At 44.2% G+C, this 26543-nt stretch carries 29 protein-coding genes; 10 read left to right on the plus strand and 19 right to left on the minus strand.

Annotation, left to right across the window (positions count from 1 at the left end; all coding sequences use genetic code 11):
* Positions 1-64 precede the first annotated feature (64 nt).
* Positions 65-2152, minus strand: coding sequence for a hypothetical protein (locus QUB04_RS03835; RefSeq protein WP_333281263.1), 2088 nt, complete (start codon positions 2150-2152; stop codon positions 65-67).
* Positions 2153-2255: 103 nt separating this feature from the next.
* Positions 2256-2477 carry a hypothetical protein gene (locus QUB04_RS03840; RefSeq protein ID WP_333281265.1) on the minus strand — a complete coding sequence of 74 codons (222 nt, stop codon included), beginning with the start codon at positions 2475-2477 and terminating at the stop codon, positions 2256-2258.
* 338 nt (positions 2478-2815) lie between these two features.
* Here QUB04_RS03840 and QUB04_RS03845 point away from each other — a divergent pair, with 338 nt between their 5' ends.
* From QUB04_RS03845 to QUB04_RS03855, 3 genes are all read left to right on the plus strand, one after another.
* A complete protein-coding gene (locus QUB04_RS03845; protein WP_333281267.1) occupies positions 2816-3385 on the plus strand; it encodes a GNAT family N-acetyltransferase in 570 nt (189 codons plus the stop codon).
* The gene (locus QUB04_RS03850) at positions 3382-4059 is read left to right on the plus strand and encodes a hypothetical protein (RefSeq protein ID WP_333281271.1); all 678 of its coding nucleotides are present in this window, start codon (positions 3382-3384) and stop codon (positions 4057-4059) included. Before QUB04_RS03845 ends, QUB04_RS03850 begins: the two co-directional genes overlap by 4 nt.
* Before the next feature lie 280 nt (positions 4060-4339).
* On the plus strand, positions 4340-4546 hold the full coding sequence (locus QUB04_RS03855) for an element excision factor XisI family protein (RefSeq protein ID WP_333281274.1): 207 nt from the start codon (positions 4340-4342) through the stop codon (positions 4544-4546).
* 59 nt (positions 4547-4605) lie between these two features.
* Here the strand turns inward: QUB04_RS03855 and QUB04_RS03860 are convergent, their stop codons facing one another.
* The 3 genes from QUB04_RS03860 to QUB04_RS03870 form a co-directional block, all read right to left on the minus strand.
* Positions 4606-4959, minus strand: coding sequence for a hypothetical protein (locus QUB04_RS03860; RefSeq protein ID WP_106331790.1), 354 nt, complete (start codon positions 4957-4959; stop codon positions 4606-4608).
* Positions 4956-5291: a DUF5674 family protein gene (locus QUB04_RS03865; protein ID WP_333132781.1), complete on the minus strand. Its 336-nt coding sequence runs from the start codon at positions 5289-5291 to the stop codon at positions 4956-4958. The genes QUB04_RS03860 and QUB04_RS03865 overlap by 4 nt, the downstream gene beginning before the upstream one ends.
* 156 nt (positions 5292-5447) lie before the next feature.
* On the minus strand, positions 5448-5885 hold the full coding sequence (locus QUB04_RS03870; RefSeq protein ID WP_333249260.1) for a hypothetical protein: 438 nt from the start codon (positions 5883-5885) through the stop codon (positions 5448-5450).
* Between the two features lie 363 nt (positions 5886-6248).
* On the opposite strand from QUB04_RS03870, the gene QUB04_RS03875 reads away from it, so the two are divergent.
* Positions 6249-8207 carry a bifunctional 3'-5' exonuclease/DNA polymerase gene (locus tag QUB04_RS03875; protein ID WP_333281277.1) on the plus strand — a complete coding sequence of 653 codons (1959 nt, stop codon included), beginning with the start codon at positions 6249-6251 and terminating at the stop codon, positions 8205-8207.
* 74 nt (positions 8208-8281) lie between these two features.
* On the opposite strand, the gene QUB04_RS03880 is transcribed toward QUB04_RS03875, so the two are convergent.
* Positions 8282-10021 (minus strand): ATP-binding protein, encoded by a 1740-nt coding sequence (locus QUB04_RS03880; RefSeq protein ID WP_333281280.1) that lies wholly within the window; start codon positions 10019-10021, stop codon positions 8282-8284.
* A gap of 162 nt (positions 10022-10183) precedes the next feature.
* Between QUB04_RS03880 and QUB04_RS03885 the strand changes: the two genes are divergently transcribed.
* The 3 genes from QUB04_RS03885 (at position 10184) to QUB04_RS03895 (ending at position 12613) form a co-directional block, all read left to right on the plus strand.
* Positions 10184-10912, plus strand: coding sequence for a hypothetical protein (locus tag QUB04_RS03885; protein WP_333281282.1), 729 nt, complete (start codon positions 10184-10186; stop codon positions 10910-10912).
* Between the two features lie 416 nt (positions 10913-11328).
* The gene (locus QUB04_RS03890; RefSeq protein ID WP_015179737.1) at positions 11329-11688 is read left to right on the plus strand and encodes a hypothetical protein; all 360 of its coding nucleotides are present in this window, start codon (positions 11329-11331) and stop codon (positions 11686-11688) included.
* 403 nt (positions 11689-12091) lie between these two features.
* Entirely contained in the window at positions 12092-12613 is a 522-nt protein-coding gene (locus QUB04_RS03895; protein WP_333281284.1) for a hypothetical protein, read from the plus strand.
* Positions 12614-12958: 345 nt separating this feature from the next.
* Here the strand turns inward: QUB04_RS03895 and QUB04_RS03900 are convergent, their stop codons facing one another.
* Both QUB04_RS03900 and QUB04_RS03905 read right to left on the minus strand, forming a co-directional pair.
* Positions 12959-13579 carry a Uma2 family endonuclease gene (locus tag QUB04_RS03900; RefSeq protein WP_333281287.1) on the minus strand — a complete coding sequence of 207 codons (621 nt, stop codon included), beginning with the start codon at positions 13577-13579 and terminating at the stop codon, positions 12959-12961.
* 152 nt (positions 13580-13731) lie between these two features.
* A complete protein-coding gene (locus tag QUB04_RS03905; RefSeq protein ID WP_333281289.1) occupies positions 13732-13965 on the minus strand; it encodes a hypothetical protein in 234 nt (77 codons plus the stop codon).
* 178 nt (positions 13966-14143) lie between these two features.
* Between QUB04_RS03905 and QUB04_RS03910 the strand changes: the two genes are divergently transcribed.
* On the plus strand, positions 14144-15376 hold the full coding sequence (locus QUB04_RS03910) for a hypothetical protein (protein WP_333281292.1): 1233 nt from the start codon (positions 14144-14146) through the stop codon (positions 15374-15376).
* On the opposite strand, the gene QUB04_RS03915 is transcribed toward QUB04_RS03910, so the two are convergent.
* The 7 genes from QUB04_RS03915 to QUB04_RS03945 form a co-directional block, all read right to left on the minus strand.
* The gene (locus QUB04_RS03915; RefSeq protein WP_333281294.1) at positions 15318-15740 is read right to left on the minus strand and encodes a hypothetical protein; all 423 of its coding nucleotides are present in this window, start codon (positions 15738-15740) and stop codon (positions 15318-15320) included. The two genes, QUB04_RS03910 and QUB04_RS03915, sit on opposite strands and share 59 nt — an antisense overlap.
* 58 nt (positions 15741-15798) lie before the next feature.
* A complete protein-coding gene (locus QUB04_RS03920; RefSeq protein ID WP_333281296.1) occupies positions 15799-16920 on the minus strand; it encodes a DUF6753 family protein in 1122 nt (373 codons plus the stop codon).
* Between the two features lie 660 nt (positions 16921-17580).
* The gene (locus QUB04_RS03925; protein WP_333249232.1) at positions 17581-18378 is read right to left on the minus strand and encodes a mobilization protein MobD-like protein; all 798 of its coding nucleotides are present in this window, start codon (positions 18376-18378) and stop codon (positions 17581-17583) included.
* A gap of 49 nt (positions 18379-18427) precedes the next feature.
* On the minus strand, positions 18428-18940 hold the full coding sequence (locus QUB04_RS03930) for a hypothetical protein (RefSeq protein ID WP_333281299.1): 513 nt from the start codon (positions 18938-18940) through the stop codon (positions 18428-18430).
* Positions 18933-20621 carry a hypothetical protein gene (locus QUB04_RS03935; RefSeq protein WP_333281302.1) on the minus strand — a complete coding sequence of 563 codons (1689 nt, stop codon included), beginning with the start codon at positions 20619-20621 and terminating at the stop codon, positions 18933-18935. Before QUB04_RS03935 ends, QUB04_RS03930 begins: the two co-directional genes overlap by 8 nt.
* Positions 20622-20866: 245 nt before the next feature.
* Positions 20867-21100 carry an SMI1/KNR4 family protein gene (locus QUB04_RS03940; RefSeq protein WP_333281307.1) on the minus strand — a complete coding sequence of 78 codons (234 nt, stop codon included), beginning with the start codon at positions 21098-21100 and terminating at the stop codon, positions 20867-20869.
* Positions 21078-21440: an HNH endonuclease gene (locus QUB04_RS03945; protein ID WP_333281308.1), complete on the minus strand. Its 363-nt coding sequence runs from the start codon at positions 21438-21440 to the stop codon at positions 21078-21080. Before QUB04_RS03945 ends, QUB04_RS03940 begins: the two co-directional genes overlap by 23 nt.
* Before the next feature lie 37 nt (positions 21441-21477).
* Between QUB04_RS03945 and QUB04_RS03950 the strand changes: the two genes are divergently transcribed.
* Positions 21478-21678, plus strand: a complete 201-nt coding sequence (locus tag QUB04_RS03950; RefSeq protein ID WP_333281310.1) for a hypothetical protein — start codon at positions 21478-21480, stop codon at positions 21676-21678.
* Positions 21675-22301, plus strand: coding sequence for a discoidin domain-containing protein (locus tag QUB04_RS03955; RefSeq protein WP_333281311.1), 627 nt, complete (start codon positions 21675-21677; stop codon positions 22299-22301). The genes QUB04_RS03950 and QUB04_RS03955 overlap by 4 nt, the downstream gene beginning before the upstream one ends.
* A gap of 105 nt (positions 22302-22406) precedes the next feature.
* Here the strand turns inward: QUB04_RS03955 and QUB04_RS03960 are convergent, their stop codons facing one another.
* The 4 genes from QUB04_RS03960 to QUB04_RS03975 form a co-directional block, all read right to left on the minus strand.
* On the minus strand, positions 22407-23324 hold the full coding sequence (locus QUB04_RS03960; protein WP_333281317.1) for a phytanoyl-CoA dioxygenase family protein: 918 nt from the start codon (positions 23322-23324) through the stop codon (positions 22407-22409).
* Between the two features lie 650 nt (positions 23325-23974).
* The gene (locus QUB04_RS03965; RefSeq protein ID WP_333281320.1) at positions 23975-24565 is read right to left on the minus strand and encodes a class I SAM-dependent methyltransferase; all 591 of its coding nucleotides are present in this window, start codon (positions 24563-24565) and stop codon (positions 23975-23977) included.
* Positions 24566-25442: 877 nt separating this feature from the next.
* A complete protein-coding gene (locus QUB04_RS03970; RefSeq protein WP_333281323.1) occupies positions 25443-25925 on the minus strand; it encodes an Hsp20/alpha crystallin family protein in 483 nt (160 codons plus the stop codon).
* A gap of 140 nt (positions 25926-26065) precedes the next feature.
* On the minus strand, positions 26066-26317 hold the full coding sequence (locus tag QUB04_RS03975; protein ID WP_333281326.1) for a hypothetical protein: 252 nt from the start codon (positions 26315-26317) through the stop codon (positions 26066-26068).
* Positions 26318-26543: the final 226 nt, after the last annotated feature.

Below are 26543 nucleotides of genomic sequence, written 5' to 3' on the forward strand. Positions count from 1 at the left end.
TGATTGCGGAGAAGGTTGTTAGAGTTGTTAATACCTTGCTTTTCCACCTCCTCTTTCCCCTGGTTCAATGGGAGAGCGCAGCCGTGCCAAGAGTAACTGCTATCCCCAAACCGATTAGTATCAAAAAAGTTTGCTGCTTTCGCTTATGAAAAAGTCGAATTAAAAACCACAATCCCACCAAAAAAGAGCTGAGGAAGGGCGCAACCTTAATACTCCAACTAGCATTTAAAGTAATGCCGGAGCCGACCGAGTTGCTGATGCCATTGCTGTCACCAGAATTAGCTTGGCAATTGTCGCTGGTATTGTGGTTATAAAGCTCTCGAACTTTTTCCCCGTACTGTTTGAGAGAGTAGCCACCTAAAATGTTGGAATAGCTGGCATCAATTTTACTGCCCGAACCCCCAAAGTGTTTCTGTGCTACTCGCTCAATTAAGCGATCGCCCTTGAACACCTGCCCAGTTTTAGGGTCAATTTCCTGTTGGCTGCGGACTAAGTTCTCAGCTAGAGAATTTTGCAAGACTTTATCCTGAACAGCAGGAGGAAAATATTGGAAGAGTTCCTCTCTTGTAGGTTTTTGGCCTTTGTTGACGTTTAGGATAAAGTTAGGCCCCCCTGGAATTGAGCTGACAGCACGCTGCACGTCTTCCCGGTAACTCATCAACTGATAGCGACCGATCGCCCGCCCGCAGTTGCGAGATCCTTCGGTACAAACCATCTCGCCAATGGCTTCGTAGTCGCCACTGGCTGCACTTTCCAAATTGGCGATTCCTTCAGAAAGCTTCGCTAATGCCTCCCCTAATGAAGCCACATCCACACCGCTCACGTAAGTCGCTGGGCGCGCGCACTCTCGCTTTGATTCAGGTAGAGGCTGAGTTGGTAAAGTGTTTTCTTTAGCTTGATTGGAACTCACTGGCTTTGAAGGTTTTGTTTCGGATGCGACGCCTTTTGAACGCGAAATACTGTTAGAAGAACCACCCTCCAATCGACCGACAAACATAGGCGAATTAACGCTGTAACTGAGAAACGGAACGGGGCCAATAATGTAAGGCGATTTGCCGCAGGGCAAACTAAACCTGAAGTACAGAGCCGTGTCAACACTATCGCTGGTTTCTGACGGTTCCATTACCACTACTTTAAACACTTCCCCAAAAGGATGCCGGCCCGTCGGTTCCCAACCGCTCAAACAACCAGAACCACCTCGCACTTCCTGATATTTGCCGCTAATCCACTGCTTGCCTTCTAGTGGCCCTGTGGCGCGGCGACCGACGTTTTCCATGTCGTCGAATTCGATATAAGCGCAATCTTTCTCGCAGGCTACCGCAAATCCTTCTACATCAGAACCAGAAATTGTGTTATTGCGCTTGCTCTCGTACCGACTGTAAATCATGTCAATTCGCATAATTGTGCTGCCAATAGACGCAATAGGAACCGGAAAGCTAGAAAGCGGGACTTGACTCAGCAGCGGAATATTGCTGATAAGTTCCTCTGACCAGCCAGAGAACTGTTCTAAATTTACGCTATTAAGGTTGGGGATTTGGGCGATCGCAAATTCAGATAGGTCAATTTGGTTAAGTTTTGCCTGCGCTAATTGCGGTACTTGTTTTACAGCTTGACCAATTGGCAATTGGCTGATGTTAGGGTTCACTCCGGCTATTTGAGAAGATAAAGAAGCAATTGGAGGAACATCGCTCAATTGAAATTGACCCAGATTCGGAACAATTTCAGCCAAGTGACCGACAGTTTGCTTACCAGCTAAGGGAAATGTTGACAAGCTGATATTCTCTAAATTGATATCCCCTAGTGCCAATTGTTCAATTGCTTGCAAAGATAGAATTTCAGGTTTTACATCGTTAATGTCCCCCAGCTTCAAGATGTTGTCAACAGTAGTGCCGGCTTGCCAGCTTCGACCGCCAGAACTTCCAGAACTAGCAACGGCGGGCAGGGAACTAAAGGTAATCTGGCTCCAATCTGGCTGCAAAACTCTAGATTGTTCTTTTTCCCAAATTTTAGTAGGTAAGGAACTAGCGCTAGCAATTGATGGAAAGCTGAAGAAAGTAATGCAGATGAAAGCAAAAATTAGGCAGAGTGTACTGGCAGCTATTAAGGCAGAGCCTATCTGGCTTGATTTTTTTAACGGCTTGGGACTGTTCATGGAAATCCTCTTGATGTTAACTAAAATCGCGAAAAAGAAAGCTGCTCTATTTTTTCTGAGTTGATGCGTCCAGGACTGCATTTCTCGATCTTCGCTTTTTTCTTTAATCAAGCTCCAGTTCCAACTGTGGATTCGACCGGACTGCTGAATCTGTCCAAGGAGTATCTGCTAAGTTGGACAAATCATAAACATTTTCTTGGTAAGCGTCGTCAAAATTACCTTGACGAACTTCCCTAGGTGATGAGTAACCGACAGTCAAATCGGGTTGCGATTCGTAACCGGAGTTGTTATAGCCGGAATTAGGTTCGCTCGATGAATTGTGCATGGTTTTTCTTAGTTTATGTGGTGAATAGTTTTAACTTAAATCGCATTTAGTTTTTGCAACTTCATCCCTGTGAGCGATTTCGTTCAGTAAAAATTACCCCCTCCATTTGGAGGGGGCAGCTCTATGAAAGTTGTTTAGAACGCCAGTTCAGTAAAAGAGGTTGACAAAAAGTATCAAGTATAAGCGCTCGCCTCAATTTAAGCTAGTAATTCAACTTGACATTCATATTTTGTAGTTTCTCTTTTAACCATTCCTCAAACAGAAGATTTTCCAAATTTCGCTGATAAATTTATCAACGTTAGAAACTGTATTAGGCTATAATCTAGTTATCGAGTTAGGTGTTGCAATTGAATCGCCCCATCCAGCTTCTTCGAGTTCGAGATATGCAGGTGGTTGATGCCATCCTGACCTCTGTTGCCCAAAAGCATTTAGATGATGCCGCAACCCTTTGGGAACCAATATTGAGGGGAAGCGGGGAAGAGGATGAATACTGGGATTGGGTGAGCAAAAGCTATCGAACTAAATTTTTACCGGGAGATGAACTATATGCCATTGAGTGCGATGGCACAACTCAGGGTTTAATGACAATTGATATCCTAAAAAAACGCTGCTATATTGAGTCTCAATTAAGACGTAGATTGGTGTATGTCAGAGCCCTAGCAACGGCTCCTTGGAATCGACATGCTATCACCAATCCTCCTACTTATAAAGGAGTAGGTGGAACTCTGATAGATTTTGCGATCGCCCGCAGCGAAGAATTAGGATATCTAGGAAGGATAGGTTTGCACGCTCTGCCGGGTGCGCTACCATTTTATAGAAAGTTGAGAGTGGGGCTGTTGGACTGCGGCCCAGATCCTGAAGAACCCGACAATCTTAATTACTTTGAAACATTAAGGACAGAAATATGAGTAAATCAATTCCCTCCGAGCCTCAATCCACAATAAATGATACAATCCGCCACCAGCGTTTGATGGAACTGGTAGAAGCTGAAGATGCAGCTAACGGAGAAGTTGGCTGTGGTCGGAATTTAGGAGATCGACCTTCAGTTTATCTAAAAACCTGCGGCATCAATATATCTGATGAGAAGTTAAGAAATTTGTTGAGGGAGTATTTAGGTCATTTATTGATGGAGGTAGATTTTGACTCGATCGTCACCCAAGTGAGTTATTTTATAGAATCGCTAGTAGTGCAAGAAAGCACTCGAACGTCTAATCCACAACCGAAATTAACGCCCTTTGAATCAGTTGCAGAATACATTCCGGCACGAGAACTCAAACAGTGTATTGAATCGGAATTGGGTGAGTTTTGTTCGTCAAACGCGATCGAGCAAATTGTTCTGTATACTTGCCAAGTAATGCACAATTGTGTTCTACAACCCCGACATAAGTGGCCCCAACCTATTTGGGTGCTAAGCTCTCTGGAAAAAGTGTATATTGCTCAGGCTTCTAGTTTAGATGCAGCAATTGCCCGAGTGAAAGCACAGTATCCGCAAGAAACCGGAGAATTGCAACTAATAAAAGTCGGAGGTCTTCTTGCGCCCGATCGAGTTATTTCCTTGGACTTAACTGACGATTTTAAATAAAAAATTTGGATAAGAAATATCGTTTTGGTTTTCGATCCAATCCAGGAGATCATTGAAAGATGGATAAACTCGAACGCTACCGAAGCTTAATCTAAAAAATCCTCGAAGAATACCAGCAGCTAACTTCGGGCAATTCCGATGTCGAATCTGTTTTGCTGTTCGACCCGATTCGCGAGCACTAAGTAACCAAACAAAATTAATTACATAAAGACTCTTTACGCTTGTAAGGGTTTGAGCCGAGAATCTGTGTAATTAATTATGTGCAACTACTTATCTTCTCATGAAAATGGGATGGCATCAAGATAACCGCATCAACCGCAATGTCATTCACGTTCGCCTGAAAGACGGAAAAATCTGGATTGAAGAAGACCGGACTGAGGACGGCATCGCAACCGATTTACTGCAAGCGGAGGTGTCTTGTGAAGATATTGTCCTCGCCTTTCATCCACCGCGTTTGCGTCAGTTTACGGAATTTGCAACTGCATAACGCGATCGCTCTTATGGAGAAAATAGCACATCGCGCATCAAGAGCGATCGCGCACTTGTCTAATTCGCAGCCAACAAACCCGACATATTCAGCACTTTTTCTGACCAGATTTTTACCTGTTCGCTAACTTTTATTCGTTGCTGAACGTTCGATCGAATCTCAGCCCAAGAATACTGCCAGCAAGCTAACTGAACCTGCAACTCAACTAACTCAGCAGCTATTTCTATCTCTGTATCGGCAGCAGTCCATTCAATAAACAGCTTGCTTTCTTGCAGTAAATCTTCAATTATTTCGCCATGAGCTGTATTTTGACAGCGGGATTTGATTCGCGCTAAATTTGATGCTAAATTTCCCAGACGAACCGGCAGTTCGTCTCGCAAATAGCGTGACTTTAAAGCATTCCAATCTCTCATAACTCTCCTAATAGCCGTTGAACGATCTGAGCAACTCGATCTCGAATCATCGGATCTTGAATTTCCATCGAACGATTGTTTTGGCGGGGGCGGATATTGATGAGAGATTCATAACCTACTTCTTGTGTCAGCGGATACCAATCTGCTCCCCAAATATCTACTTGCTTGCTCCCATTTTCCAGCAATACAGCTTCGCAGTCAGCGTGAAGCTCTCCACCACCAGCTAAAATTCCCCGTTCGATATCCACTGCCAGTTTAATATAACTGCTCAGGATTTCCAACATTTCTTCAAGTTGCTCTTTGGTAGCACGCTCTTGTATCAGATTAATCATCTTTGTCTGCGCTTTCGATAAACTACTTTTTAAGTTACGTTAACTGTGCTTGCCTCAAAAGCAATTGCTTGCCAAACAATACAACATTTCCCCCTGGATTTAGGAACATCAAATTGATGCTTGATAAGTATCATTGTAGAATAAACTTAGTTATATTTATCCACAACTCGGTAAATTACTGTCATATGCTAAATATTCTATCAAATAAAATGATGCACTTTCTATCTCCCAATCCACCCATTCTAATGGGTTTTCAAAAACACCTTCTAGTCCAAATAAGCTGACAGTTTTACCAACATTTGGAAAATCATCATCTATAACTGTTCTAGAGGTTTTTTCGAGAGGCTTGAAATCATGGGAGCCGGGAGGCTCTTCTACATATCCGGTTAATTGGCGTACCGATGTTTTGACGCCATCGAAAATTAGGTAAGATTTTGGCAGAAAAGTTATTTCATTTTGGGGATTAAGTGGATGATTTGGTAGCAAGCCGAGTTGACGGGTGGGAATGACAATTTTTGAATCGCGGATTAAAGGTCGATCTAAATTACAATTTGTGAAATAGAGTAGGTCAAAATGATTGCTAATTACAGTCATTAAATTTTCTCCAAAGTAATCGTTTCTATGCTTGCTAGCGGGATTTGTAAAGTGCCATAGCTTATAGGGTTTCCCTGAAAAATTTTATCTTAAATATAACATAAAAAAGGTTTTTTTACGTGCAGTTGGAGAGTTTTTGCTGCTGTCGTTTGCTGCCGCCTCTGTTCCGATTTCAGGATTGTTAAGATTGCGATAATTGTCAGTTCGATTGACGGCGCGGATCTCGGGTTTACCCCAATTACTTCTGTTACTCATTACTCATCACTCATTATTTGGTCAAGATTGCGCTGCTTCAACTCGATCGAGTTTATTTTTTAAACCGCGATCGCGATCGCAGCTTTGAAAATTTTTGGCGATCGTGCAATGAAACCGCTAACTCCACAAGACATCCTCAAGCGTTACTCAAAACACCGGACAGGTATTGACAGCCCCGGCTCCTTTTACTCTCCTTTGGAAACGAAAGTAATGATGAGAGCTAATCCGCCCCTTAAGCCTGAAATATTAACAGCTATTCCAACTATTTTAACCGATAACAATCAAAAACCTCAGTTGCAAGCTACACTTAAAACTCCTTACCAACTAATCGATACTGCTTTCAATCTTGAAACAGCCCTTCAACCATTCCAACAAGCAAAAATCATCGGTATAGACTGCGAAACGACAGGGCTTGACCCCTACAAAGCCAAAATTAGATTGTTACAACTTGCCATTCCTGACCATCCAGTAATCATTGTAGATTTATGGGCCATTGAACCGAGTTCTCTCGAACCATTACGCTTGCTCTTAGCGAGTCCTGCACTGAAGGTAAGTCACAACCTCAAATTTGAATGGCAAATGCTCACTTTTGCCGGACTAGAACCATCCAAACCCTTTTTCGATACCTATTTGGCTTACCGAGTGCTAACGGCTGGACTAAAACGCCATTTGTCCCTAGAGGCTGCCACTGAGAATTTGTTGAAAGTAAAGCTAGACAAAACGCAGCAAGTTAGCGATTGGTCGGGAAACTTAACACTCGCTCAACTGCAATATGCTGCTACCGATGCTGCAATCTTACTCCCGCTGGCTGCTGCTCTGCAACAAAAACTGAAAGCTTCTAAGCTTGGCAAAACTGCTTTACTAGAGTTTGCTTGTCTGCCTGCGGTGGCTTCTATGGAACTCAACGGAATGCTTTTAGATAGAGAACAGTGGAAAGTTTTGGGAGCCAAGCTCTGTCATCAACGCGACTCTCTTTTAAAAGAAATTAATTCACAACTCCATCGACCTAACCCTCACCAACAAATCTCTCTGCTGCCCGAATTTACGGATACAATTAATCCTCGCTCTCCCAAGCAAGTCTTAGCGGCTTTGCAAGAAAAAGGGATTCCTGTTACTTCCACTAGCTCTCAACATTTAATTCCTTTGCAAGGCGAGTATCCTGTGATTCAAACACTGTTAGAGTACCGCAGCTTATCTACTCGTATCGACACTTTTACTCTGGGTTTGCCAGAACACATTCATCCGATTACAGGGCGCATCCATCCCAATTGGTTTCAGATTGGTGCTAGATCAGGACGGTTTAGTTGTCGAGAGCCAAATTTAACGAATATCCCCAGAGATAAGGAAACCCGACAGTGTTTTAAAGCTGCACCCGGTTACGTCCTGCTCAAAGCCGATTACAGCCAGATTGAACTGCGAATCATGGCGAAGGTTTCGGGCGATCGCACGATGGTGAAAGCCTACTCTCAAGGGGAAGATTTGCACTCTCTGACAGCTTCTTTGGTGCTGGCAAAACCCTTATCTGAAATTACTCTCGAAGACAGACAGCTCGGTAAAATCATTAACTTCGGTTTAATTTATGGCATGGGAGTTACGAAATTTAAGAATATGGCTCAAGCAGAGCATGGAGTCACTTTAACGCTGCAACAAGCTTCACACTTTCGTAAGAAGTTCTTTGAATCCTATACAGGTATCAAACAATTTCACAGCAAAGTTCGGAGCGCCTGGAGCCGAGGTATTCGAGAGAGTCGGACAGTCTTAGGCAGAAGGAGATTATGGTCAAAAGATACTAAACCGCTGCTTAACGAAATGCTAAATAACCCAATTCAAGGGATGAGCGCTGACATTACTAAACTCGCTCTTGCTCTCATTTTTTCACCTCTAAGCTGCACGGATGCTAAACTGATTTGTGTGGTTCACGATGAAATTTTAATAGAGAGTCCTATCGAAGAAGTAAACCACGTTAAAGCAATGCTTAAAAAATGTATGGTGAGAGCCGGGAATAAATTTCTCTCTCCGATTCCTTGCGAGGTAGAAATTAAGGTGATGGAAAGTTGGGGAGGGTAAGAGATTAACGGGGAAAGATGGGGGAGTGGGAGTAGGGAGAAAACGAACCGATGCTATTGCGATTTATCATGCACTCAAGTTTGATCGTAAGCAGATGGCCGATACTCGAATAACTCTTGCTCTGCAGCCGCAAATTTAGACCCATCCCTCCCAGTTGCAGGTCGAGCAAAGGACGCTTTGTTGCGAATCCCCTGGATATCTTCAGAAGAACGCTCAGACGACAGCACAAACTGAGTTCTCTGATAACGCAGATCGGCCAATTCAATTTTACCAGGTCGCCCTTCACAATAAGCTCGCTGGGCACAGCGTTTAACTGCGATCGCAATTTCAGCACTCGTTGCTCCGGCATAATCAGATAGTAATGAATACCACTGCCTGTCGCTCCAAAGATTCTCTTTTCCTTCCCCGAATTGCTCTGGGAAATACTTAGCTAAGTGCAAATTGAAAATCTCATAGCGAGCGCCGCTGTGTGGCAAATCCACAAACCAGATTCCGCCGTCGTCAAATCTGCGGATAAGTTCAGCCGGCAGCATTTCTAAGCGGTTAACAGTAGCTAACATTAACACGGGGCTCTCATGTTCCTGCATCCAGGTGAGCAATTTCTGTGACAGCCGCCTAGCTACACCGCCATCAGCATTTGATTCCCAGCCAGAAAAACCCTTGTCAAAATCGTCAAAAAATAGCACGCAGCCGCCCAAATTATCCGCTGTATCCAGCATTTTGTTGAGAGCGCGATCGGGATTAGAGGAACCTAGAATATTGCCCCAACTTGCTGCTAAAAGCGCATAACCTAGCTTCTTAGCAGCTAGCTTTGCACTCAAACTTTTGCCCGTCCCCGGCGGCCCCCACAGCAGCATTCCTTTGGGAGGTCTGAGGTGGTATTTCTTGGCATCAGCTTCTGACAGCTTTACGACTTCGCTCAAATAAGCGTCTAATAAATCTAAACCGCCAGCATGAGGCACGTCTGGAGAAGCAATGAACTCCAACCCCTGGTCTCGAAGTTGCGATATTTTATGCTCCAATACCAACTGTGCGATTTGGACAACTGAAGCGGTCACAGAGAGCGATCGATCTAACACTAATTCAATTTCAGCAGTTGGCAGCCCTAGACTAGAAACAGCCAGCCGTTTTTTAGCAGCTACCGCATCTGAACCAAAATCAAGGGAACAATTGCGATCGCAAAAATTATCCACAAGAACTTCGACTTCAAAGCGATCTGGTAACGGACATTTGAGTAGAGGAATTAATGGACTTAGCTTTGATGGCAGTTGGATGTACTCACCCAGCAGTACCCAATATTGGTTGGCCCAACGCCCTTTCAGCTCGGCTGAACGCCCTTTCAGCTCAAAGAATGCGTTAGCCAATTGAGAATAACGGCGGATAAGAGGCTGTTCGGTACTGTCTGACTCCAAAATATCCTCTAACAAAAAGATACCGGGATAGTCATTTTCCAGCAGAAATTGCAGGACATCGCTTTCGACAGATAGCTCAGTTTTGCAGAGGACGCATTCACTATTATACATCTCTGAAAAAGCATCTGAAACGCTTGTCATGTTTGAGTGAAAACCTAAATTTGGGAGATGTTTATCGAAACACTGCACCTGTTGAAGAGTTGACTGCACCTGTTGAAGAGTTGACTGCACCTGTTGAAGAGTTGCATAGCCCGGATTCCAATAATAAACAGGTAAACAACACTCATTAGCGTACTGATGAAATGATGACAAGATTGTTTGGCGATCTGCACTGTAATATTCGAGGGCAATAATGGGAGTTTGAATAACTCTTAAGTTAGACCAGTTATTGAAAATTTTCATGCGTTATACACCACTACTTACAGGAGATTTAACATAAAATTTAACTAATGTAATTAAAATTTAACTTCCTGCTAATGAGCGAAATTCTCCCCCTCAACTGGAGGGGGTAATTGTGCCTAACGGCACTCATAAATTGATGTTATGTAAGTTAAATTGTCAATCATGGCCACAACTAAAAAACAAACAGCAGCCACTCCAAATCGCTCTCAGTCACCAGTGCCTGCTAAATCAAAACCGCCCGAAAAACAGAACAGTCAAACAGTCGGCAGTAACAATGGAGCTAAATCAAAACCTCAACCTAACCTCAGCTCCGAGCAACTTGCTGTCGAGCTAGTCAAACAGATTCGCAATACAATTCATAAGAAGTACGGTGTGACAATTCAGCGTCGCGATAGCCGTATTTCGACAAAGGTTGGCCACGCAATTCGCGAAAAACTGGGATTGGATATTCAAGCTCAGTTGAATAAGCGCAACGGTAATGGCAATGGTAAAAAGTTCGACTGGCAAGAGTGGAACAATACTGTGTTTCCCAAGCTAGTTGGCCGACCCGATGAACTCAAGTATGATGTCGAAGTTGTTGCCTTAGCGATGAGCCAACTTTACGATACAATTGCTGACAACCCGCAAGCTGCCATTGCCGATTTAATGGAGTTCAATGCTCAAAGCTTAAAGCGTCGCAACGAGTTAGCTAAATCCTCTGAAGAAGATACTGAAGAACTCGATGACGACGAACTCGATGATGAAGATGATGAAATTGATGACATACTCGATGAAATTGATGAGGATGACGATGACGAGGAAGGCGATGAGGATGAGGATGAGGATGATGACGATGAGGAGGATGATTTTAGTTTAGACGAAGACGAAGAATTTGAGGAAGACGACGAATAATTGCTAAAGTTTGATTAGAAAGCTCTGCTGAAAAAGCAGAGCATTTTTTTGCCTCTATCGAGGCCTTTTCCACGAATCGCAATTCATTTAATAAGGGGAGGGGGAGGGGGAAGGGGAAGGAACGGAAAGGGTAGAAAAACTTGGGAGAAAGGTAGAAAAACTTTAGTAAAATTGCGTTATTACTAAAAAAATTATCCTTCCCCTTCCCCTTCATTTCAGGGTAATGATTGTCGCCACCGTCCGAATCAGGGCGCTCTGGGAAGCATACCCAACAAATTCACAATCAAGGAAAATTGAACCTTGGTTGTGAATTTAATTTTACCCACTCACCCACCCACTAATTTTTTTTAATTAATTGTAATTAGCAGACTGCCGTCGCTTTAGTTGTGAAGAAAAAACACGCTTGAGGCTTAATCATGGCTAATCGCAAATCCGCTCCAACTCCGATGCAAAAGCAATTTGCAGAAACTCTTGAAGAACAGCGCTTCGAGATGTTTTTGCACGTTGCCCGCGAGTTAACGGGACGTGCCAAACAACGACAGTTGCAGAAAGGTAAAGCTCTTGACTGGGAAGCGTTCAACACTTGGTTTAACAAGCAATATGAAGGCTACTCGGCTGACGAGATGCTTGAAGAAATCTTGAGCAACGTTTACTGGCTTTCATCTGAGCAAGCAGTGATTGACTTGCACTTCCGTTATATCGAGTCGGCAGTCAAAGCTTCTCATAAGAAAAAGGCAACTGACGATAATGAAGAGATTGATGATTTTGTCAAATAATCAATGACGACCCCCGATAAAGGGGATAAAATCCTGCTTGGAGCAGGATTTTATTTGCCCGCCCACCCACCGCATCAGTTCGATTTGCCACATTTATGATCGCATTCTCAGAAGGATTTAGTTAATAGCGCTTGGAGTAATAACTTAAATGTCATTCTGAACCCTTGACGGAGTTTACCATCGAGCGTAGGAAAGCTTCCGCAAGTAATGTGAATAATCTCAAACCTTTGCAACACAGTTACAAACCGTAAGTTATGGTTAATTGGTTTTATCCGAGAATGTAGGTTACTCAATAAGTCAGCGTAAAACCGTTTTGCAATAAATTAAATAACTGTTTTTGTTAAAAAGCTTTGATATTAAACGCGAGCGCGTTTGAGAGATGTTCCACTTGCAAATTATAATCATGTACGAACATATTCAGCATTTTCTCACCCTCACAATTGAAATTGTGGTAATTTTTGGTTATGGTGGCTTAATTGTTCACTATATCGCTACGCTGTTAGCATCGAAGCGAATGAATCCTTCTGAAAAACTCTCAGCAGAACTTGCCCCCGATTTTGTGCCTCTTCTCAATGAAATTGCTTCCTTTCCTGCTGTTACCGAATCGGCAGCAACTCCAGAACCCACAGAAGAACAGCGCCTCACCTCTTCGCTACAAGTTAAAGCAGAATTTGCTTCTAATATTCAACTCGATACCGACACATTAAATCTACCCTTCATCCAAGTCGATAGCCTCACTCTCCGACAATGCCACACCGTTATTCGAGCGCTCAATTCCACTCTCCCACGAAGTGAGCATATTCGCCTGAAACTAAACAAAAAAGATGTGCCAGCAGATTCGTTAAAATTTCAAATCAAGAAGCATTTTCAGCATCGACCGCAGCAAGTTGTCTCCCTAATTGAGCAAATTTTGAGAGTTAGTTAGCACGCTCGGAGAATCAACAAGCCAATTAGTCTTTTATTTCAAAAAAACTTATGGTAACGATTTGATAGAAAGTTTTTTTGAGTGAATCCTCCTTTTCCTACCAATTCACTATGAAGATACACTAATTGAGGCTGATGTCTTTCTGGTTGGAACTATATCCTTAGCGTTATATTAAATGCAGCTTCATAGTGAATTGGTACCTGACCAAGCTATTAGTTACTTTCTTCAGCGCCAAGGGGAATCAGACCCTTGCCAATCTGTTCGCTCAACTCATTGAAACTCAATCCCCGTTCAATTGCGACCGCACGAATTCTCTCCATCCTACCGACGTTACCTGGATATAAGCTAGATAGCAGCATATCTGCCTGCCGCGAAGATTTGTTGCGTTGTTAATTGCAAGTCGGGAAAGATTGAGGAAATAAGTCGATCGTCATTTTGAAACAACTGTTTTTGATACTCGTCTTCTCGCAGCGTACAAATAGTAACTGTCGGTTGTTTTGGTTTGCCAATATATTCTCTGCCACCAATACCCAAATAGTCAACAATCCAATACTCAGGCACTCCTAGCAAAGCATAATCTTCAACTTTGCGGGCGTAATCGTTCTGCCAGTTGGTACTAACAACTTCAGCAATCAGTTTAATTGAAGAACCTGATGTAATTACAGGTTCTTGTTGCCACAAAGGTTCATTAATTAGTCGAGTTTGGTCTAATACAAGCACATCGGGGCGAAAGGCTGTTGCTGTTCCTAATAGTTTGATGAGACAGCGAGGGGGGATAAGGTAGGGTATATCTAAGCGGTCAATTTCTACATTCAGTTTTCGTCCCAGAAACCCGGATACTTGTTCGTGTGGCCCTGTTGGTTCCATTTCGGTTAATTCACCATCAATGAGTTCGTAACAACCGCTGTCGCCGTAGTTAGTAATAAATTCATCAACAGTTATAAGTTTTGGAAGTGATTGAATCATTATATTTTATTCTGATACATTTGCACCGCACAATACCGTAAATTTTAACAATCTTTGACCGATAAAAACACCGTTATTACTATCAATAAAGCTTCTAGTAACGAGTTGATAGAAAGTTTTTTTGCTCTAACCTCCCTTTCCATATCTGGCAATTAGTTACTTTTTTCACCAGTGTCAAGGGGAATCAGACCCCTGCCAATCTGTTCGATCAATTCGTTGAGACTCAATCCGCGTTCAATGGCGATCGCGCGAATTCCTTCCCATCCTACCGACGTAACCTGGATATTTCTTTGCTTCTTGGGTTCTTCATAGCGAGGTTGTCCCCCAGAGCGGTTGAGGTTGGCTAATGAGTTGGGATGGGGGTGGATTCCTTTCCTAGGTGGCATAGCGTCGATAGCATTTCCTTTTTTTAACTATTTTCGCATTTTCTGGAGGCTTCTCGACGATAACTATGTTAGTGTTGAATAGTTCAAGGAAATTTCTGCCCGCGCGTAGCCGCTTGCGGAGCACAGGAGTCAGCGCGGGCGAGCCTTGCATTCAACAAACTCGCCAGGAATACGTCAAATGCAATCAGGAGCAGACGATCGGGAGCCGCAAGCGTTAATTGTTTTGCCGGGGGGTATTGGGGGGCGTATTACCTCCTGTGCTGCGAAACAACTGCGAATCGACCCTGAATTCCAATCCCTCATCCCTCCCCTGAGTAAAGATGAAAAAGCTGCCCTGCAAGCGAGCATTCTGGAGGAAGGATGCCGCGACCCGTTAGTAGTCTGGGCTGAGGAAAAGCTTCTCATCGACGGTCATAACAGGTACGCTATATGTACCGCGCACGACATACCCTACCAGATTATAGAGATGTCTTTCGACAGCCGGAATGCAGTCAAGGTCTGGACGATCGCCAACCAACTGGGACGGCGCAGCTTGACGCCAGAATCCGTTAGCTACCTGCGCGGCACCTGGTACGAGCTGACCAAGGAATCTCACGGGGGCAAGCGTTCGGCAAACTGTCAAAATGACAGTTTGACAGACAAAATATCGCCAGATAGAGCAAGCTGTCAAAATGGCAGCTTGACAGACAAAACAATGCCAGATGAGGCAAGCTGTCAAAATGACCACTTGATAGACAAAACAATGCCAGAAGGAGCAAGCTGTCAAAATGTCAGCTTGACAGACAAAACAGCACGAGAGTTGGGAGAACGGTTCAAAGCTTCCCCCAGAACGATTTACCGGGATGCCAAGTTTACTCGAGCTGTGGATGCTCTTAGTTCTATTGGAGGAGAAGATGTGAAGTGGAAGATTCTTAACCGCTCTGCTGGGCTGACAAAGAAGGAAGTTCTTGCTTTGGCCAATGATGCTCGCAGTCGTCCGGCTCAAGTTGCCAAAACTTTACAGGGGCGATGCCGGAAAGTGAAACCTGAAAAGCAACCTGCCATCGCTCACCACCTAACGCTCAAAATTGGTTCGTTAGTAGAAGTGTACGCGCCAGATCGCGAAGATGTTAACGGCAGGTTAGGCCGCATTCAGTCAGTGGGCGAGAAAACGGCCACTGTGTGGATGCGACACATCCCCACCGTTACTATGCAGTCATACACCTTCAAGCACTCGGCTCTCACTGCTGTACCGCTAGACAATCAACCCGGACTTCAAGAAATTTGCGATCGCACTGACCGACTTCACAAATTAGGAAATCTAGATCCGTTTGAAGTCGAAATTCTGAACTTGTTAGAAAGAACAACGGCTCTTACTCCCACCGAATTGCAGTATTTAGAACAGATTGAGAACAAACACAAGCTTGATTGAGTACCTTGCAACTATTTTTCCGTTTGGGAACAGCAATAACTTCGGAAATTTTAGTTGATTCACTTGACAGTTCAAACACTGAGTCAATCAATTTTTGTTGAGCTGCTAATTGTTGCAGTGAATAACAAGCTATTGCTCGCACTCGCTCGGGAGACTTGCTAGCATTTTTGGCAGCAAACGGTCCCCAGAAAGCACTCAGTACAATCTTAATCTGTTCCGATATTGGGTATGTTTGACTCAAACAGTAATCCCAAACCATCTCATCGAATGGGTCGTTTAGTGCAACTAAAACACCCGATATTTGCGACTGCACTTGCTTCTGATTTTGGTCAGGTAACGGCTGATTGTTCAAATTGGCAATCATAGATTTCTCCTGGTAAGCTAACTTATTTACATCCCATTCTCGATTTTAGTATTTGCCCTCAAGGAACAAACTGTCGTTCTTGAGGGGAGCGAATCCACAAAGTACAAAATCCTTTTTGTGCAGGTTTACCTTCTACTGTCAGCGTCACCCCCAATCGATTTATCTCAGTTTCACACAGTTTTTTGCCGCCTTTTTCGCTCAACAAAGCTTGATTCCAGCTCATAAATTGGCGAGCATATTTCCCTTCATTGCTTGTTGCCCACTGAATTGTATCCGCGTTCTTGCGAGCAAACTGACCCTCTTTGCTCAGCCCCCATTCGAGCGCTACGGCTTGTTCTAAAGTGAGCTGGCGCGGCCCTTTTGGGTCGAGTTCAGGCGCTGGAATGAACCGGGGCACCGCTAACCCGATAAACGCGCCAATCGCCATCGCCCCTAACACTACCCCGCTCCCAAAAATCACCGACCAAATATCGTGAGCAACTTTCTCTAAAGCTGCTTGTCGCACTAGAGTGTAAACTGAGTTGGAAATGTGGCGATGTTGCACCTTAACAGCCGCTTTTCCCTGCCGTTCTAAAAACTCTCTGCTTTCTTTTTCCCAATTTTCAGTAAGCTGGCGAACTTGTTCCAATTCTTGAGAGATGACAGCTTGAGAATCTTTCAAATCACCTTGCCATTGAGATTGCCAATTCTTGAAAAACTGGTCAATCTCTTGCGGTTTTTTTTCTAACAGCAGTTCGAGTTGACCTGTAGCCATCAATACGATAAAAAGCGGGTCATTTTTATTGAGACCGTATCGGTAAGCTGTCTGAATAATGTGAGAGCGAAATTTGGAGTCTTTTCCCTTGAGTACCTGGCTGATTAGTGACTCAGTATCTCTCTCGTACATGGGAGGGCCAGATAAAGGATCTCTGTTCAGAGCTTCTCTTTCCCTCGAATCATCGTCTATGAGTTCCCAAAATTCCTCTTCATTTAGCTTACTCCCATCTAATTTCAACTTTTCTTCTACTGCATCTTCTGGAAATGTATCTGGAGAATCGGGCAAATTTTGCGAATTTTCAGTGGGTTGTATGGAATTTTTTTTGGTATTATTAAGTCTGCCCTGTTCCCTTGGCGTTTCCAATATCTCGCCAAACTCTTCAGAGTCAACTTCGGAAAGTTCTTCTAAAAGTCGATCGGACATTTAACCTCCTACCTAATCAAAATCCTAATCTTTATGCTGTTCTGCATCGCGCATTCTATAGTGTGAACTCATATTTTGTCCGTCTCCTAACGAGTTCATCACCCATTGATATCGTTTCCGGCTGCATCGTCAGGTGATAAATTAGAGGGCAATTCATGAATGATTGTTACAAGTCGCCACCTATCTCGGCGCAATTTTCAGTTGTTCGATTCACAGTCAACAGCGTCGCCCTGAGCGTAGTCGAAGGGTCAACAGTCAACATCATGTCTGAGTGCAACCGGAATTGATATGACTGTAAAATTTACAGTAATACCCGCAAATTATCGGTTTAGACACTATCTGTAGTATTAAGATGTGTTTCGGCACACCCAGCCCGCTGGCCCAGTGGTGAAGAAGTTTTTGAAACCCTGGAAATCTCGTAGCGGGCGATCGATCAATCTTCTTCTTTTCAGAATTTAAACGCAATAAACAACGTTTATTGCTAATATCCAACGCCTGAGATCACACAACTGCGTTGATTGCACTCAGCCAGCGGGCTGGTTTCGGCACACCCTATCATTAGAGTGTGTGCGTAAGCCTTAATTTAGATTCTTAAAAGCTTACGATACCTTTTTTACAAATTACAGCCTCCTGAGACTTTACAACCTGTTGCTTATTTGGTTACTCATTTTGTTGCTCATTTTCTATCTGCATTTCCTCATTTTTTTTTTGTTCATAGGGAGCGATGACTTCTTTTTTATTGCGATTGGGTGCGTTGTTAAACAAACCTACATCTTCTATCAGACGGAAACAGTCTTCCAGAAAAGTATGCAATCGCTGCTGACTAATCAAGAAGAATTCTGAGTGTTTCATTGCTTGAGAAAATGACAACCGCTTCGTATCAATAAACTTGCGCTCTCTTGCACTCAGAGCCGGCAAATCTACCACAGGAATTCGGTAATTATTAATGAGCTTGTTCATTTCCTTATGGCTTTGTACGTGCGACCAATCTTTGCAAACTCCAAAATTGCGGACAAAAATGTGATTGAGCTGACCTTCAAAGTAGTTGAAAGAGTCAATAAACATTTCAATGCTGTCCGTCGTACCCCCGCAAATAAACCACTTGCATACATCAACTCCTGACTGCTCTTTAAAATCAGGAGAGGTTAAATTAGCTTCGTCAATCCATTTGTTGATAATGCTGTAAACCCGAGCTGGTAAATTGACAATCACAGGAGTTTCTACTGCTGTTTCAAAAATAATATCGATATCGAAAAACTTCTCTTCATCTTCAACTAAAGCTACGATTTTTGCATTGTGTTCAGGATAGCGCTGCTGCACATCAGGATTTTGAAAATCACCATCAATTAACGTGTACAGCAGTTCATACTTCTGATTGAATTCAACCAGAATCCGAGTTAGCATCGACTTGCCAACGCCACCTTTCTCGCCGTCAACCAAGTGAATCATGTTAGTCATTTCATTCCTCCTTGCTGGATGTCGGTGTCTATTCAAGACTTAATAATTTTTAACTAAAGCTAGGCCCGACCATTGCCGGATCGAAACCAGCTAAGTTAAACGCGCTGTTTTCAAACTCAACTTCTCCCGAAAATTCCTCTGCTTCTTTTTCTTCGGGCAAACTTGCTGGATTTGAACTCTCAGGGGCCGTTAATTCCGTAGCAATAGATGCACCTGGATTCGATAAGTGAGGGAAAGTAGCTAAAGGAATTAAACCCGAAGAAATACCAGGGGCAATTACTCCTAACTCGGTACAGTTAAATCCCGCATCTCGGCAAACTTCATCTATCTGCCTGAGCAAAAAATTAATGCTTTCTCGCCTCAAATACTCTAAGTCTGGGCTAGAATGACTACCGCTATTGCGTAAAGCTGCTAACAGCCACCGCGCTTTGATTAGAGGTAAAATCGTTTCCTGGAAACTAAAAAAAGGATGATTTTGCAGGTAAGATAGCAAGATAGCGTCTTCGGAATCTGGCAAAACTTGACAGCGCCAGCAAAATTCCTTGTAACGTTTTCTAGGCATAATTCCTCACCTTCTTTCCAGCACCTCGGTAGGGCCCTCCCAATAAGAGAGCTGCATCTAAGTTTCCTTCTGATTCCTCTAATGAAGGTTCTGTATTCGACGACGACTCATCACTCAATTTATTAGAATCATCTAAGCAGCTATGTTTGATACTTGAATCAGCCTTTGGTTGAGCGCAATTTTCAGTGTTTTGTTCAGTAATATCTTCAGTATTTTGTTCAGTGGGTTCCTCAATTTTTTGTTCAGCGGGTTCCTCAATTTTTTGTTCAGTAATATCTTCAGTCTTTTGTTCAGTAGATTCCTCAAATTTTTGTTCAGTAGATTGCTCGGATTTAGCGTGAGTAAATTGCTCAAGTTTTAATTTAGTAGGTGGCTCGGATTTGGGGTGAGTAGGTTGTTCAGATTTTGGTTTGGTAGATTGTTCAGATTTTGGCTTGGTAGATTGTTCAGATTTTGGCTTAATAGATTGTTCAGCACATTCTTTTACACTCTGTATATCAGTCGTAGGGACTGGAGCATCTCCTGAACTGGAAGTTGTATCTTCTGCCCTCTGAGAAGTTGCCGCAACAGACCTTTGCCTCAGTACCTCAAACTGAGATTTGAAGTAAGAAAATAGTCCGTAAACATCAGCGATGCGGCAACCTAAACCATCAGGATCGAGCGTTTTTGGCACTGTTATACCTGCGTGCCAAGATAGCGAATAATGAGAAAACTGATTTCGCAGTTCTGGCTTCATATATTCAGAAGTCCCCCCGCAAAATACAATTTCATCTAAATCGGGCGGCAGCACTTCATTAATCCAATGAGATAGCATTCGAGCGTAGTCGAAGCGAGACAGCTTGACTGCTTCAATCAATTGGTCAACTTCTCGATCTTTCGCTGTTTCCTCTCGATTCCGAACAATTCGGTAAAAGTAAGGGCGGTTGTAGCTTACGCCGGCTTGAGCGATTGATAAAGCCAAACGGGAAGCATCGTAGTTAGAGGTTCGCTCTTGAACTAGATCCACCAACCTTACCATTCCTAAGTCTGAAGTTTTGCCCTTACCGACAGCACCGCGTGCCGAAACTATTACCGAAGCATTGCGAAATCCTACCATCACAAAGGCAGTTACCCGCTGCTTGAAGGCTGAACCTAAATTACTGTTGTGGATCAAAGCAATGCCGCCACCTTCTTGCAAAGCTTGGGTTTTGTCCAGGGTGACGGATAGCTTGCCGGTGGGTGTTTCAAATGAAGCAGAGTATTGACTTAATAGCTCAAAAAATTGCTTGGAGTCATTAAATTCGCCTGGGGGCAAGAAAACGGAGATCGCAGCGCTAAATTGACTGCCTAAATCTAACTTCCGCGACACTACCCACAAAGCTGCTAGAGCTTTGTACAAAGCGCTACTGTACTTCAGTCCCGCTAAACCGATGTGAGCATTGAATTGCGCTGCTGCCAAGTAGCCAACGGCTCGGCATTCATTACCAATTGCCACCCAAGCAATATTTTCGGGAGATGCTGATGCGAGGTTGGGTTGTGTGAAACAATTGGCTATGTCTTGGCTCACCGGCCCCACCTGCGATTCCATTACAAAGGAGCTTGCTTTACTGCCTGCTTGCGAGCTTTGGCAGAAAACTCTAGTAGATAAGCCTCCAAAATCTATAGCCAGAATTGCATCTGGTATTGAGGATTTTTTCTTCATAAACGCTGGCTTTTATTACGTTATAAAATGATAGTATTGGCTTCACTTTAAGTCTGACCTCACCAAATCCGGTGGTTTTAGATAGTTAAAATAGCCCCCTCCAAATGGCGGGGTACAGGCTGCCTTGCAAGGAAAAAATCTCGGTTTGTGTCGGTTGCTTTGCGCTTCCTACAAATAGCAACTATGTCAAGGTTAGGCTAAGATGAAAGGCGAAAGATGGATTTTGATAACTATCCTGTCTTCGTTTAACTCAAGCTGAGCGGGGAGTTCTGGAGCTTCAAAGAAATAAATTGGGTACGGTAATCTTCGGGCAGCTTGATTTGATGTTGCCGCTCGAAACTTTGCAACTCGGCTTCCGCAAGCGTTTGCCTCAGTTTGTATTGGTGAGAATCGGCGCGTGTTCCGTGCAGATTTTTATCTTCTTGCTGCAAGGGTTGAAGCAGTTCTGCTAATTCTTTAATATTCTCTGATATTTTCAATTGCCGATTCCAGAGAGCAATCCATCATATCCCAGTCAATGCCATCATCGGGGAACAGCGATAATTGTCCAGGCGAGACGTTGGATTGCCCGCGGTTGTGATAAGAAAGGTGACACGCAGTACAAAGGGCTATTAAGTTTTCTGGACGGTTATCCTCCGGTATCCGGTTGCGGTGGTGTACGGTCAAAGTTAAGGCACAGCGTTCGGACTTGGTTAAGCCACTTTTCTTACCGGGTCGGAGGCATTGTTGGTTGCATTTAGCACAGCGCCAGAGCGCACTTTCTTTCACGGATAACGCAATCTCTCGCCAATTCTTTGGATACCTTTTGGGTTTTGCCATAAACGTCAAAGCTCATCTCTCTATAGGGTGATCGCTTTTGTTCCCATTACTCAGAATACCGTCTTCTCCTGGCATAAAAGCGATCGCACTCATGGATTTTGGGCATGGCCTACCTGTGGCGGTTGTGGGTTGGGTTTGGGTTTTTGGTTCGGTTTTAGTTTCCCTCACAACAGAGGCGAGCGTATCCTTGGATAATACGCCTAATTTGCTGGGGCGATCGTCCCTCCTCAAATCATGAAAAAATCGTGTGCCTGGTTTGCTCAGATCTTCCTCGCTACGGGAGCTGTGGCTGGCTGTTCTCAATCGATTCAACAAGTATCAAACACCCCTACACTTCCACCGCCAGCAGTGGAATCAGCATCTCCAAGCAATATTACTTCGTCGAAGCCGATATTAGGCACCAACGTAGCTGCTGGCAAACCAGTGATTGCCAGAAACGGAGGGATTACCTATCCTGGCTGGAGCAATGCTAACGATCCGGCTGATTATCAAACAACAACGAATTATCCAAAACTGGGGCGGTGGGGAAACGGAACCAATCAAGGTACTGGCACCTTTCAAATTGTCGATTTAGGTGCGGTTTATTCACTCAACGGTGTTGGCTACAATATTGATTGGGATGGTGCCTTTAAGAATTCACTAACCTTTCGCGTTGAGGTTTCAACAGATAATAAAACTTGGCGATTAGCTTCTGAGATAGTCCATCCTTACTCTCCACAGACCAGTTTCAATAAACTTGATATTGATGTTGCAATTCCCCCGATGACCGCTCGATATGTCAAGTATTGGGAGCCACCAGACGGCCAATGGAATGGTTGGGGGACGTTCCATCAACTCCGGGCTTACTCCCCAAAAAAGTAAGAGGTTCAAGTGTCTTTTAGGAGAACCCAGAGCTGAACTCGGTGCGGTAGCGATGCGGAGCGACTAAACTTAAATTCAAACACACAATACTAAAGTCTTCTTCTTCTAGCAAATCTGACCTTGCTTAGCAGCAGTAGAGTGACCGATAGGGTTACTGCCAACCCACCTTTCATCCACTGGTTCCGATGCCAATTGATAACGGCTGTCCGAGGAGAGTCGAATAGAAGGAGAATGGTTATCCAAACTGGCATGAATGGTAAACATACCAAAAATCAGAACATCTCCAGCCTCGAATTCGGAACTCAACCAACGTCCTCCGTATTTACAGCGCAAAGAAACCGGGTTTTTCGATAAGGCTCCATCCCACGATTTTTGATTGGAGGCATACAAATAAGCCGTTTTTCTGTTGGCACAATAGCGATCGACATCTTTACATCCATAGCTATTTTTAATAGTCTCTAGATGATGAGAATTTTCCAAAATCATTAACCCCCCTAATTCCCAAGGAATATCGCCTAACGGAGTCCAAGCCGTGTAAAGCTTGTCAGTTCCCCGTCCCATATACACAATGTCACAATGAGCGTAAGTTCCTTTTCCTGGAGCGACGGCTCTAAGCCAGGTGTAATCGTAATGCCGGACTTGACCGCCTAAAAAAATTCCAAAAAATTCCATCATCCGTCCCGAATAAAGCAGTGTTTTCAGTGTTGAACTCCTGCTTGCTAAATCGGGACGGAAATTCATGCTTAATCCCGGTTTAGCGATGCAATCTAGAACAGGGCTATCAAGTTCCAAGCTTCCCTCAGCAGCTAAACAAGCTGCAATTTCCTGACGAGCTTGCCAAACATCTTGAGAGTTAAGAAAGGCTTTTAAGTATAAGTAACCCTCTTGTTGCATCCTCCGTCGCAATTGCTCTGGCTGTCCGAGTACATCGGAGGAATCCCTTAGATAGCCAAAAGCCTCCTCACGGCAATCTAGTTCATAACCTAGGGAACTTAGCGCTGTTTTTGTTTGCTTAATCAGCATCGTGGCTACCCGTTTAAGCCGGGACAGTAGAAACTTCAGTATTCAAAAGATGTGCTGGATAACACCTTTACTTCCGGTGGATTATCCGTCAGATATGCTAGATAACGCCCTAGTTTTAAGGGATTAAACAGAAACGAAAGCAGGTTAAGTCCGGGTTCTTGGGTGCTATCCGTCACTTTTGCTGGATACCACCACCTATATCGGTCTTCTCCAAGATTAACCTATGTCGCAACCTACCGCTCCGATGCGGCTTTGCCGTTTGCTTGAGGCGGAGCCTTCGCAGAGCAGGAACGAGTGCGCTCGCCTGTCGCTGTAGGTTGGGTTGGGCCTGTCAAATCCTTGCTTGTGGCTCACTAGGTAACGTGAAACCAATATGACTCGATTGGGCTATCGCACTGCTGGTTGAGGTGGAAGGGAACGCGAAAGAACAGATCGCTAAGTATTACCAATGGCTAGCAAAGCAGCTAGGCGATCGCGAATGGTTTAACGGTGCCAATAGTTGCATTTGGGATGGCACCAGAAACAGACTCTTGGCTGTACGGAGAGAGTACAACACCTTTGTGCAACGATAGCTAACGGTTCTGGTCAGCGGTGGTTGGGATCTCTGCATCTCACCTAAGCAGCTTCAGGCAATCCGCTTCACCAGAATGTTATATTTCTTTTGAGGCGATCGCCTGAACTACTGCGCCCATGCCAGTGTGATAAATACCTTCTACTACGTCACGCTCAAGCTCAATTAGATGCCTAAACTTTAAGCCAGCCAACTCAAGGCTTAAAGATTCTTTAGATTGCATCACGTCTACTGAATTTCCGCCGCCAGTACCATACTTCAACTGATCGGGTGTATAAGCCTCAAGCAGAAAAACACCGTTTCGCTTTAACGCTGCTTCAACTTTTTTATGAAGTTGTTTCCTTGTTGAAGAGGGCAATGGACAAAATATAGATACAAGGCCGTCCCATTTATTTTCGCCTAAATCATACTCTGCTAAATCAGTATGAATAAACTCAACAATCACCCCATTGTCTTCTGCCAACTTTCTGGCCTTATTCAAACCAACTAAAGAGGCATCTACAGCGGTTACAGAATAACCCTGTTTCGCAAGGAAAACGGCATTCCGCCCTTCTCCTTCGGCCAAGCTCAGAACTTTACCTTTTGGAATAGTGCTGACGTTTGCTTCCAAAAACTTGTTCGGGTTTGTGCCATAGGCGTACTCTTGGGCACTGTATCTTTCATCCCACATCTATTTTCTCCAATTGTTGCTGTTGGCACTTTTGACACCAAAAAAATATAACTATGTATTCAACCGCAGATGTGCTGGATAATACCCTTACCTTCCCGGATATTCGTTATATCTGCTAGATAACACGATACCACCCCCTACACCGGTCTTATCCAGTATTAACCTCATGTCGCAACCTACCGCTCCGATGCAGCGAGAGTCGTTTGCGGGCGAGTATGTCAGAGCGGAGCAGGAACGAGTGCGCTCGCTTCTGGCTGTTAGGTTGAGTTGAGTCTGTCAAATCCTTGCTTGTGGCTCAGCAGGTAACGTGAAACAAAACATGATTCGATGGGACAACCGCACAGGGTTGAGGTGGAGAAGCAGTGATGAGTCTCGGGTTTCATCCTTCAAGCCGACCTACAAGATCGGGCATCGCATTAAGTTGAAGGATACAATGCGGTCGCGAAATCAACACATCTGCGCTACCGAGCTTCTTGAAGTATCTGGCAACTGGTAACAGCTCGCAGCCCATTTTTTCATAGGTGTGACGGGTTCTTTCACGACCGGGATCGCCTCCAGTCTCAACCGTCGCCACAGACATCCCAGCAGTGGGGGGAACGGAGGATTGAGGGATTTCAATGTTCCTGGGTTCACGGTTGGGTATTCTGCTCGCCGTGCTCTATGTTGCATTTACGGGAAGCGGGCCTTGTAAGCATTGCTGAAATCACTGCGGGTTCAGGACAGTTGTAGGTAGCTTTCTAAGGCTTTCCCAAATAAAGAATACCGAGAGCAAGTGTAGCTCCCGGCATCAGCTTTTCCAGTTCCGTTGTTGTTAACTAAATCCAATCAGGCTCAATGAAAGGAAAATTTGCCTCACTCCATTAAGCACAGCAGATCGTTATTGGTTAGCCTGTTCCAAAGCAGGATTTGTTGTAGCTCCAGCAATTTCAGCTAAGTTAATCTTGACGACTTTATTACGGGCTTCAGTCACTTTGGGCAGCGTTAGCGTCAGAATGCCATCTTTGCATTCAGCTTGCACAGAGTCGTTTTGAATGTGTGCGGGCAAGGGAAGCACCCGGTGGAATTTGCCATAGCGGAATTCAGAGCGGACGTAGCCAGATTTCTCGTTTATGTTTTCGTAGCGGCGTTCCCCAGAGATAGAAATTGCTTCGCGACTGACTTGAACGTCAACGTCTTTGGGGTCAATTCCAGGCAGTTGCGCTTTTAATACGAAGTTGTCCCCAGCATCAACCAATTCTAGAGCGGGCATCCAAGTGGTTTCTGAGTTATCTCTCGTTGTTGCCCGTTGGTCAAAAGCTTTATCGAGTTGCTGGCGGATGGTTTCAATTTCCGTGAAGGGTTGCCAGTAGCGCATCAACATAATCTGTCACCTCAAAGATTGGTAATGCTTTATAAGGAAAGTTTGGGTTGAAGCTCATTGCTTACAGTTATTATGATGCCCCTTTCTAAGTGGGAAGAACAGTCAGGAGAACCCCACTGAGTTGGTCGTATTTTCCAGAATTAACGTGAAACAATCAGGGGTAATTGGCATTGAAGAAAACCGTACCAAGCTATTCCTAGAAACCGAAAAGTTGTGGCAATGCCATGAGCTTGCCTCGCCTGTTCTGCTGGCGTGTGAGCGTCGGGGGAAGGATCGGCGGTGTTGCCAACCGTACCAACAATGCGGTGCGGGTGATGTGTAGCAGTGTAAGGAGGTGCAGATCGGGCGTGAGCTGCTTCCCCATAGCCATCGCTGTATGAGTGCGCTCGCATAATCCCACTCTTAAAAACAAAGTTTTGATATAGCTAGCTGCGGGAGTGGGAGTCCCACATTAACGCCTCCACAAGCGGGGTGTTAAGTAACCACACAAAATTAATTACATAAAGACTCCTTGCTAGGCAAGGGTTTCAGTAGAAATATTGTGTAATTAATTCGGAACTACTACTTACCCACAGCTAGCTAACAAATTCTCCCAAGCAGTAATTCAAAACAGCCAAG

The sequence above is a fragment of the Microcoleus sp. D2_18a_B4 genome, assembly GCF_036702475.1.
Classification (GTDB): Bacteria; Cyanobacteriota; Cyanobacteriia; order Cyanobacteriales; family Microcoleaceae; genus Microcoleus.

Bases quoted from the DNA above. Each gene is read 5' to 3' on its own strand.
- QUB04_RS03835 (WP_333281263.1), bottom strand. From the start codon at position 2,152: ATGAACAGTCCCAAGCCGTTAAAAAAATCAAGCCAGATAGGCTCTGCC.
- QUB04_RS03840 (WP_333281265.1), bottom strand. From the start codon at position 2,477: ATGCACAATTCATCGAGCGAACCTAATTCCGGCTATAACAACTCCGGT.
- QUB04_RS03850 (WP_333281271.1), top strand. From the start codon at position 3,382: ATGAGTAAATCAATTCCCTCCGAGCCTCAATCCACAATAAATGATACA.
- QUB04_RS03855 (WP_333281274.1), top strand. From the start codon at position 4,340: ATGAAAATGGGATGGCATCAAGATAACCGCATCAACCGCAATGTCATT.
- QUB04_RS03860 (WP_106331790.1), bottom strand. From the start codon at position 4,959: ATGAGAGATTGGAATGCTTTAAAGTCACGCTATTTGCGAGACGAACTG.
- QUB04_RS03865 (WP_333132781.1), bottom strand. From the start codon at position 5,291: ATGATTAATCTGATACAAGAGCGTGCTACCAAAGAGCAACTTGAAGAA.
- QUB04_RS03870 (WP_333249260.1), bottom strand. From the start codon at position 5,885: ATGACTGTAATTAGCAATCATTTTGACCTACTCTATTTCACAAATTGT.
- QUB04_RS03875 (WP_333281277.1), top strand. From the start codon at position 6,249: ATGAAACCGCTAACTCCACAAGACATCCTCAAGCGTTACTCAAAACAC.
- QUB04_RS03880 (WP_333281280.1), bottom strand. From the start codon at position 10,021: ATGAAAATTTTCAATAACTGGTCTAACTTAAGAGTTATTCAAACTCCC.
- QUB04_RS03885 (WP_333281282.1), top strand. From the start codon at position 10,184: ATGGCCACAACTAAAAAACAAACAGCAGCCACTCCAAATCGCTCTCAG.
- QUB04_RS03890 (WP_015179737.1), top strand. From the start codon at position 11,329: ATGGCTAATCGCAAATCCGCTCCAACTCCGATGCAAAAGCAATTTGCA.
- QUB04_RS03895 (WP_333281284.1), top strand. From the start codon at position 12,092: ATGTACGAACATATTCAGCATTTTCTCACCCTCACAATTGAAATTGTG.
- QUB04_RS03900 (WP_333281287.1), bottom strand. From the start codon at position 13,579: ATGATTCAATCACTTCCAAAACTTATAACTGTTGATGAATTTATTACT.
- QUB04_RS03905 (WP_333281289.1), bottom strand. From the start codon at position 13,965: ATGCCACCTAGGAAAGGAATCCACCCCCATCCCAACTCATTAGCCAAC.
- QUB04_RS03910 (WP_333281292.1), top strand. From the start codon at position 14,144: ATGCAATCAGGAGCAGACGATCGGGAGCCGCAAGCGTTAATTGTTTTG.
- QUB04_RS03915 (WP_333281294.1), bottom strand. From the start codon at position 15,740: ATGATTGCCAATTTGAACAATCAGCCGTTACCTGACCAAAATCAGAAG.
- QUB04_RS03920 (WP_333281296.1), bottom strand. From the start codon at position 16,920: ATGTCCGATCGACTTTTAGAAGAACTTTCCGAAGTTGACTCTGAAGAG.
- QUB04_RS03925 (WP_333249232.1), bottom strand. From the start codon at position 18,378: ATGACTAACATGATTCACTTGGTTGACGGCGAGAAAGGTGGCGTTGGC.
- QUB04_RS03930 (WP_333281299.1), bottom strand. From the start codon at position 18,940: ATGCCTAGAAAACGTTACAAGGAATTTTGCTGGCGCTGTCAAGTTTTG.
- QUB04_RS03935 (WP_333281302.1), bottom strand. From the start codon at position 20,621: ATGAAGAAAAAATCCTCAATACCAGATGCAATTCTGGCTATAGATTTT.
- QUB04_RS03945 (WP_333281308.1), bottom strand. From the start codon at position 21,440: ATGGCAAAACCCAAAAGGTATCCAAAGAATTGGCGAGAGATTGCGTTA.
- QUB04_RS03955 (WP_333281311.1), top strand. From the start codon at position 21,675: ATGAAAAAATCGTGTGCCTGGTTTGCTCAGATCTTCCTCGCTACGGGA.
- QUB04_RS03960 (WP_333281317.1), bottom strand. From the start codon at position 23,324: ATGCTGATTAAGCAAACAAAAACAGCGCTAAGTTCCCTAGGTTATGAA.
- QUB04_RS03965 (WP_333281320.1), bottom strand. From the start codon at position 24,565: ATGTGGGATGAAAGATACAGTGCCCAAGAGTACGCCTATGGCACAAAC.
- QUB04_RS03970 (WP_333281323.1), bottom strand. From the start codon at position 25,925: ATGTTGATGCGCTACTGGCAACCCTTCACGGAAATTGAAACCATCCGC.
- QUB04_RS03975 (WP_333281326.1), bottom strand. From the start codon at position 26,317: ATGCGAGCGCACTCATACAGCGATGGCTATGGGGAAGCAGCTCACGCC.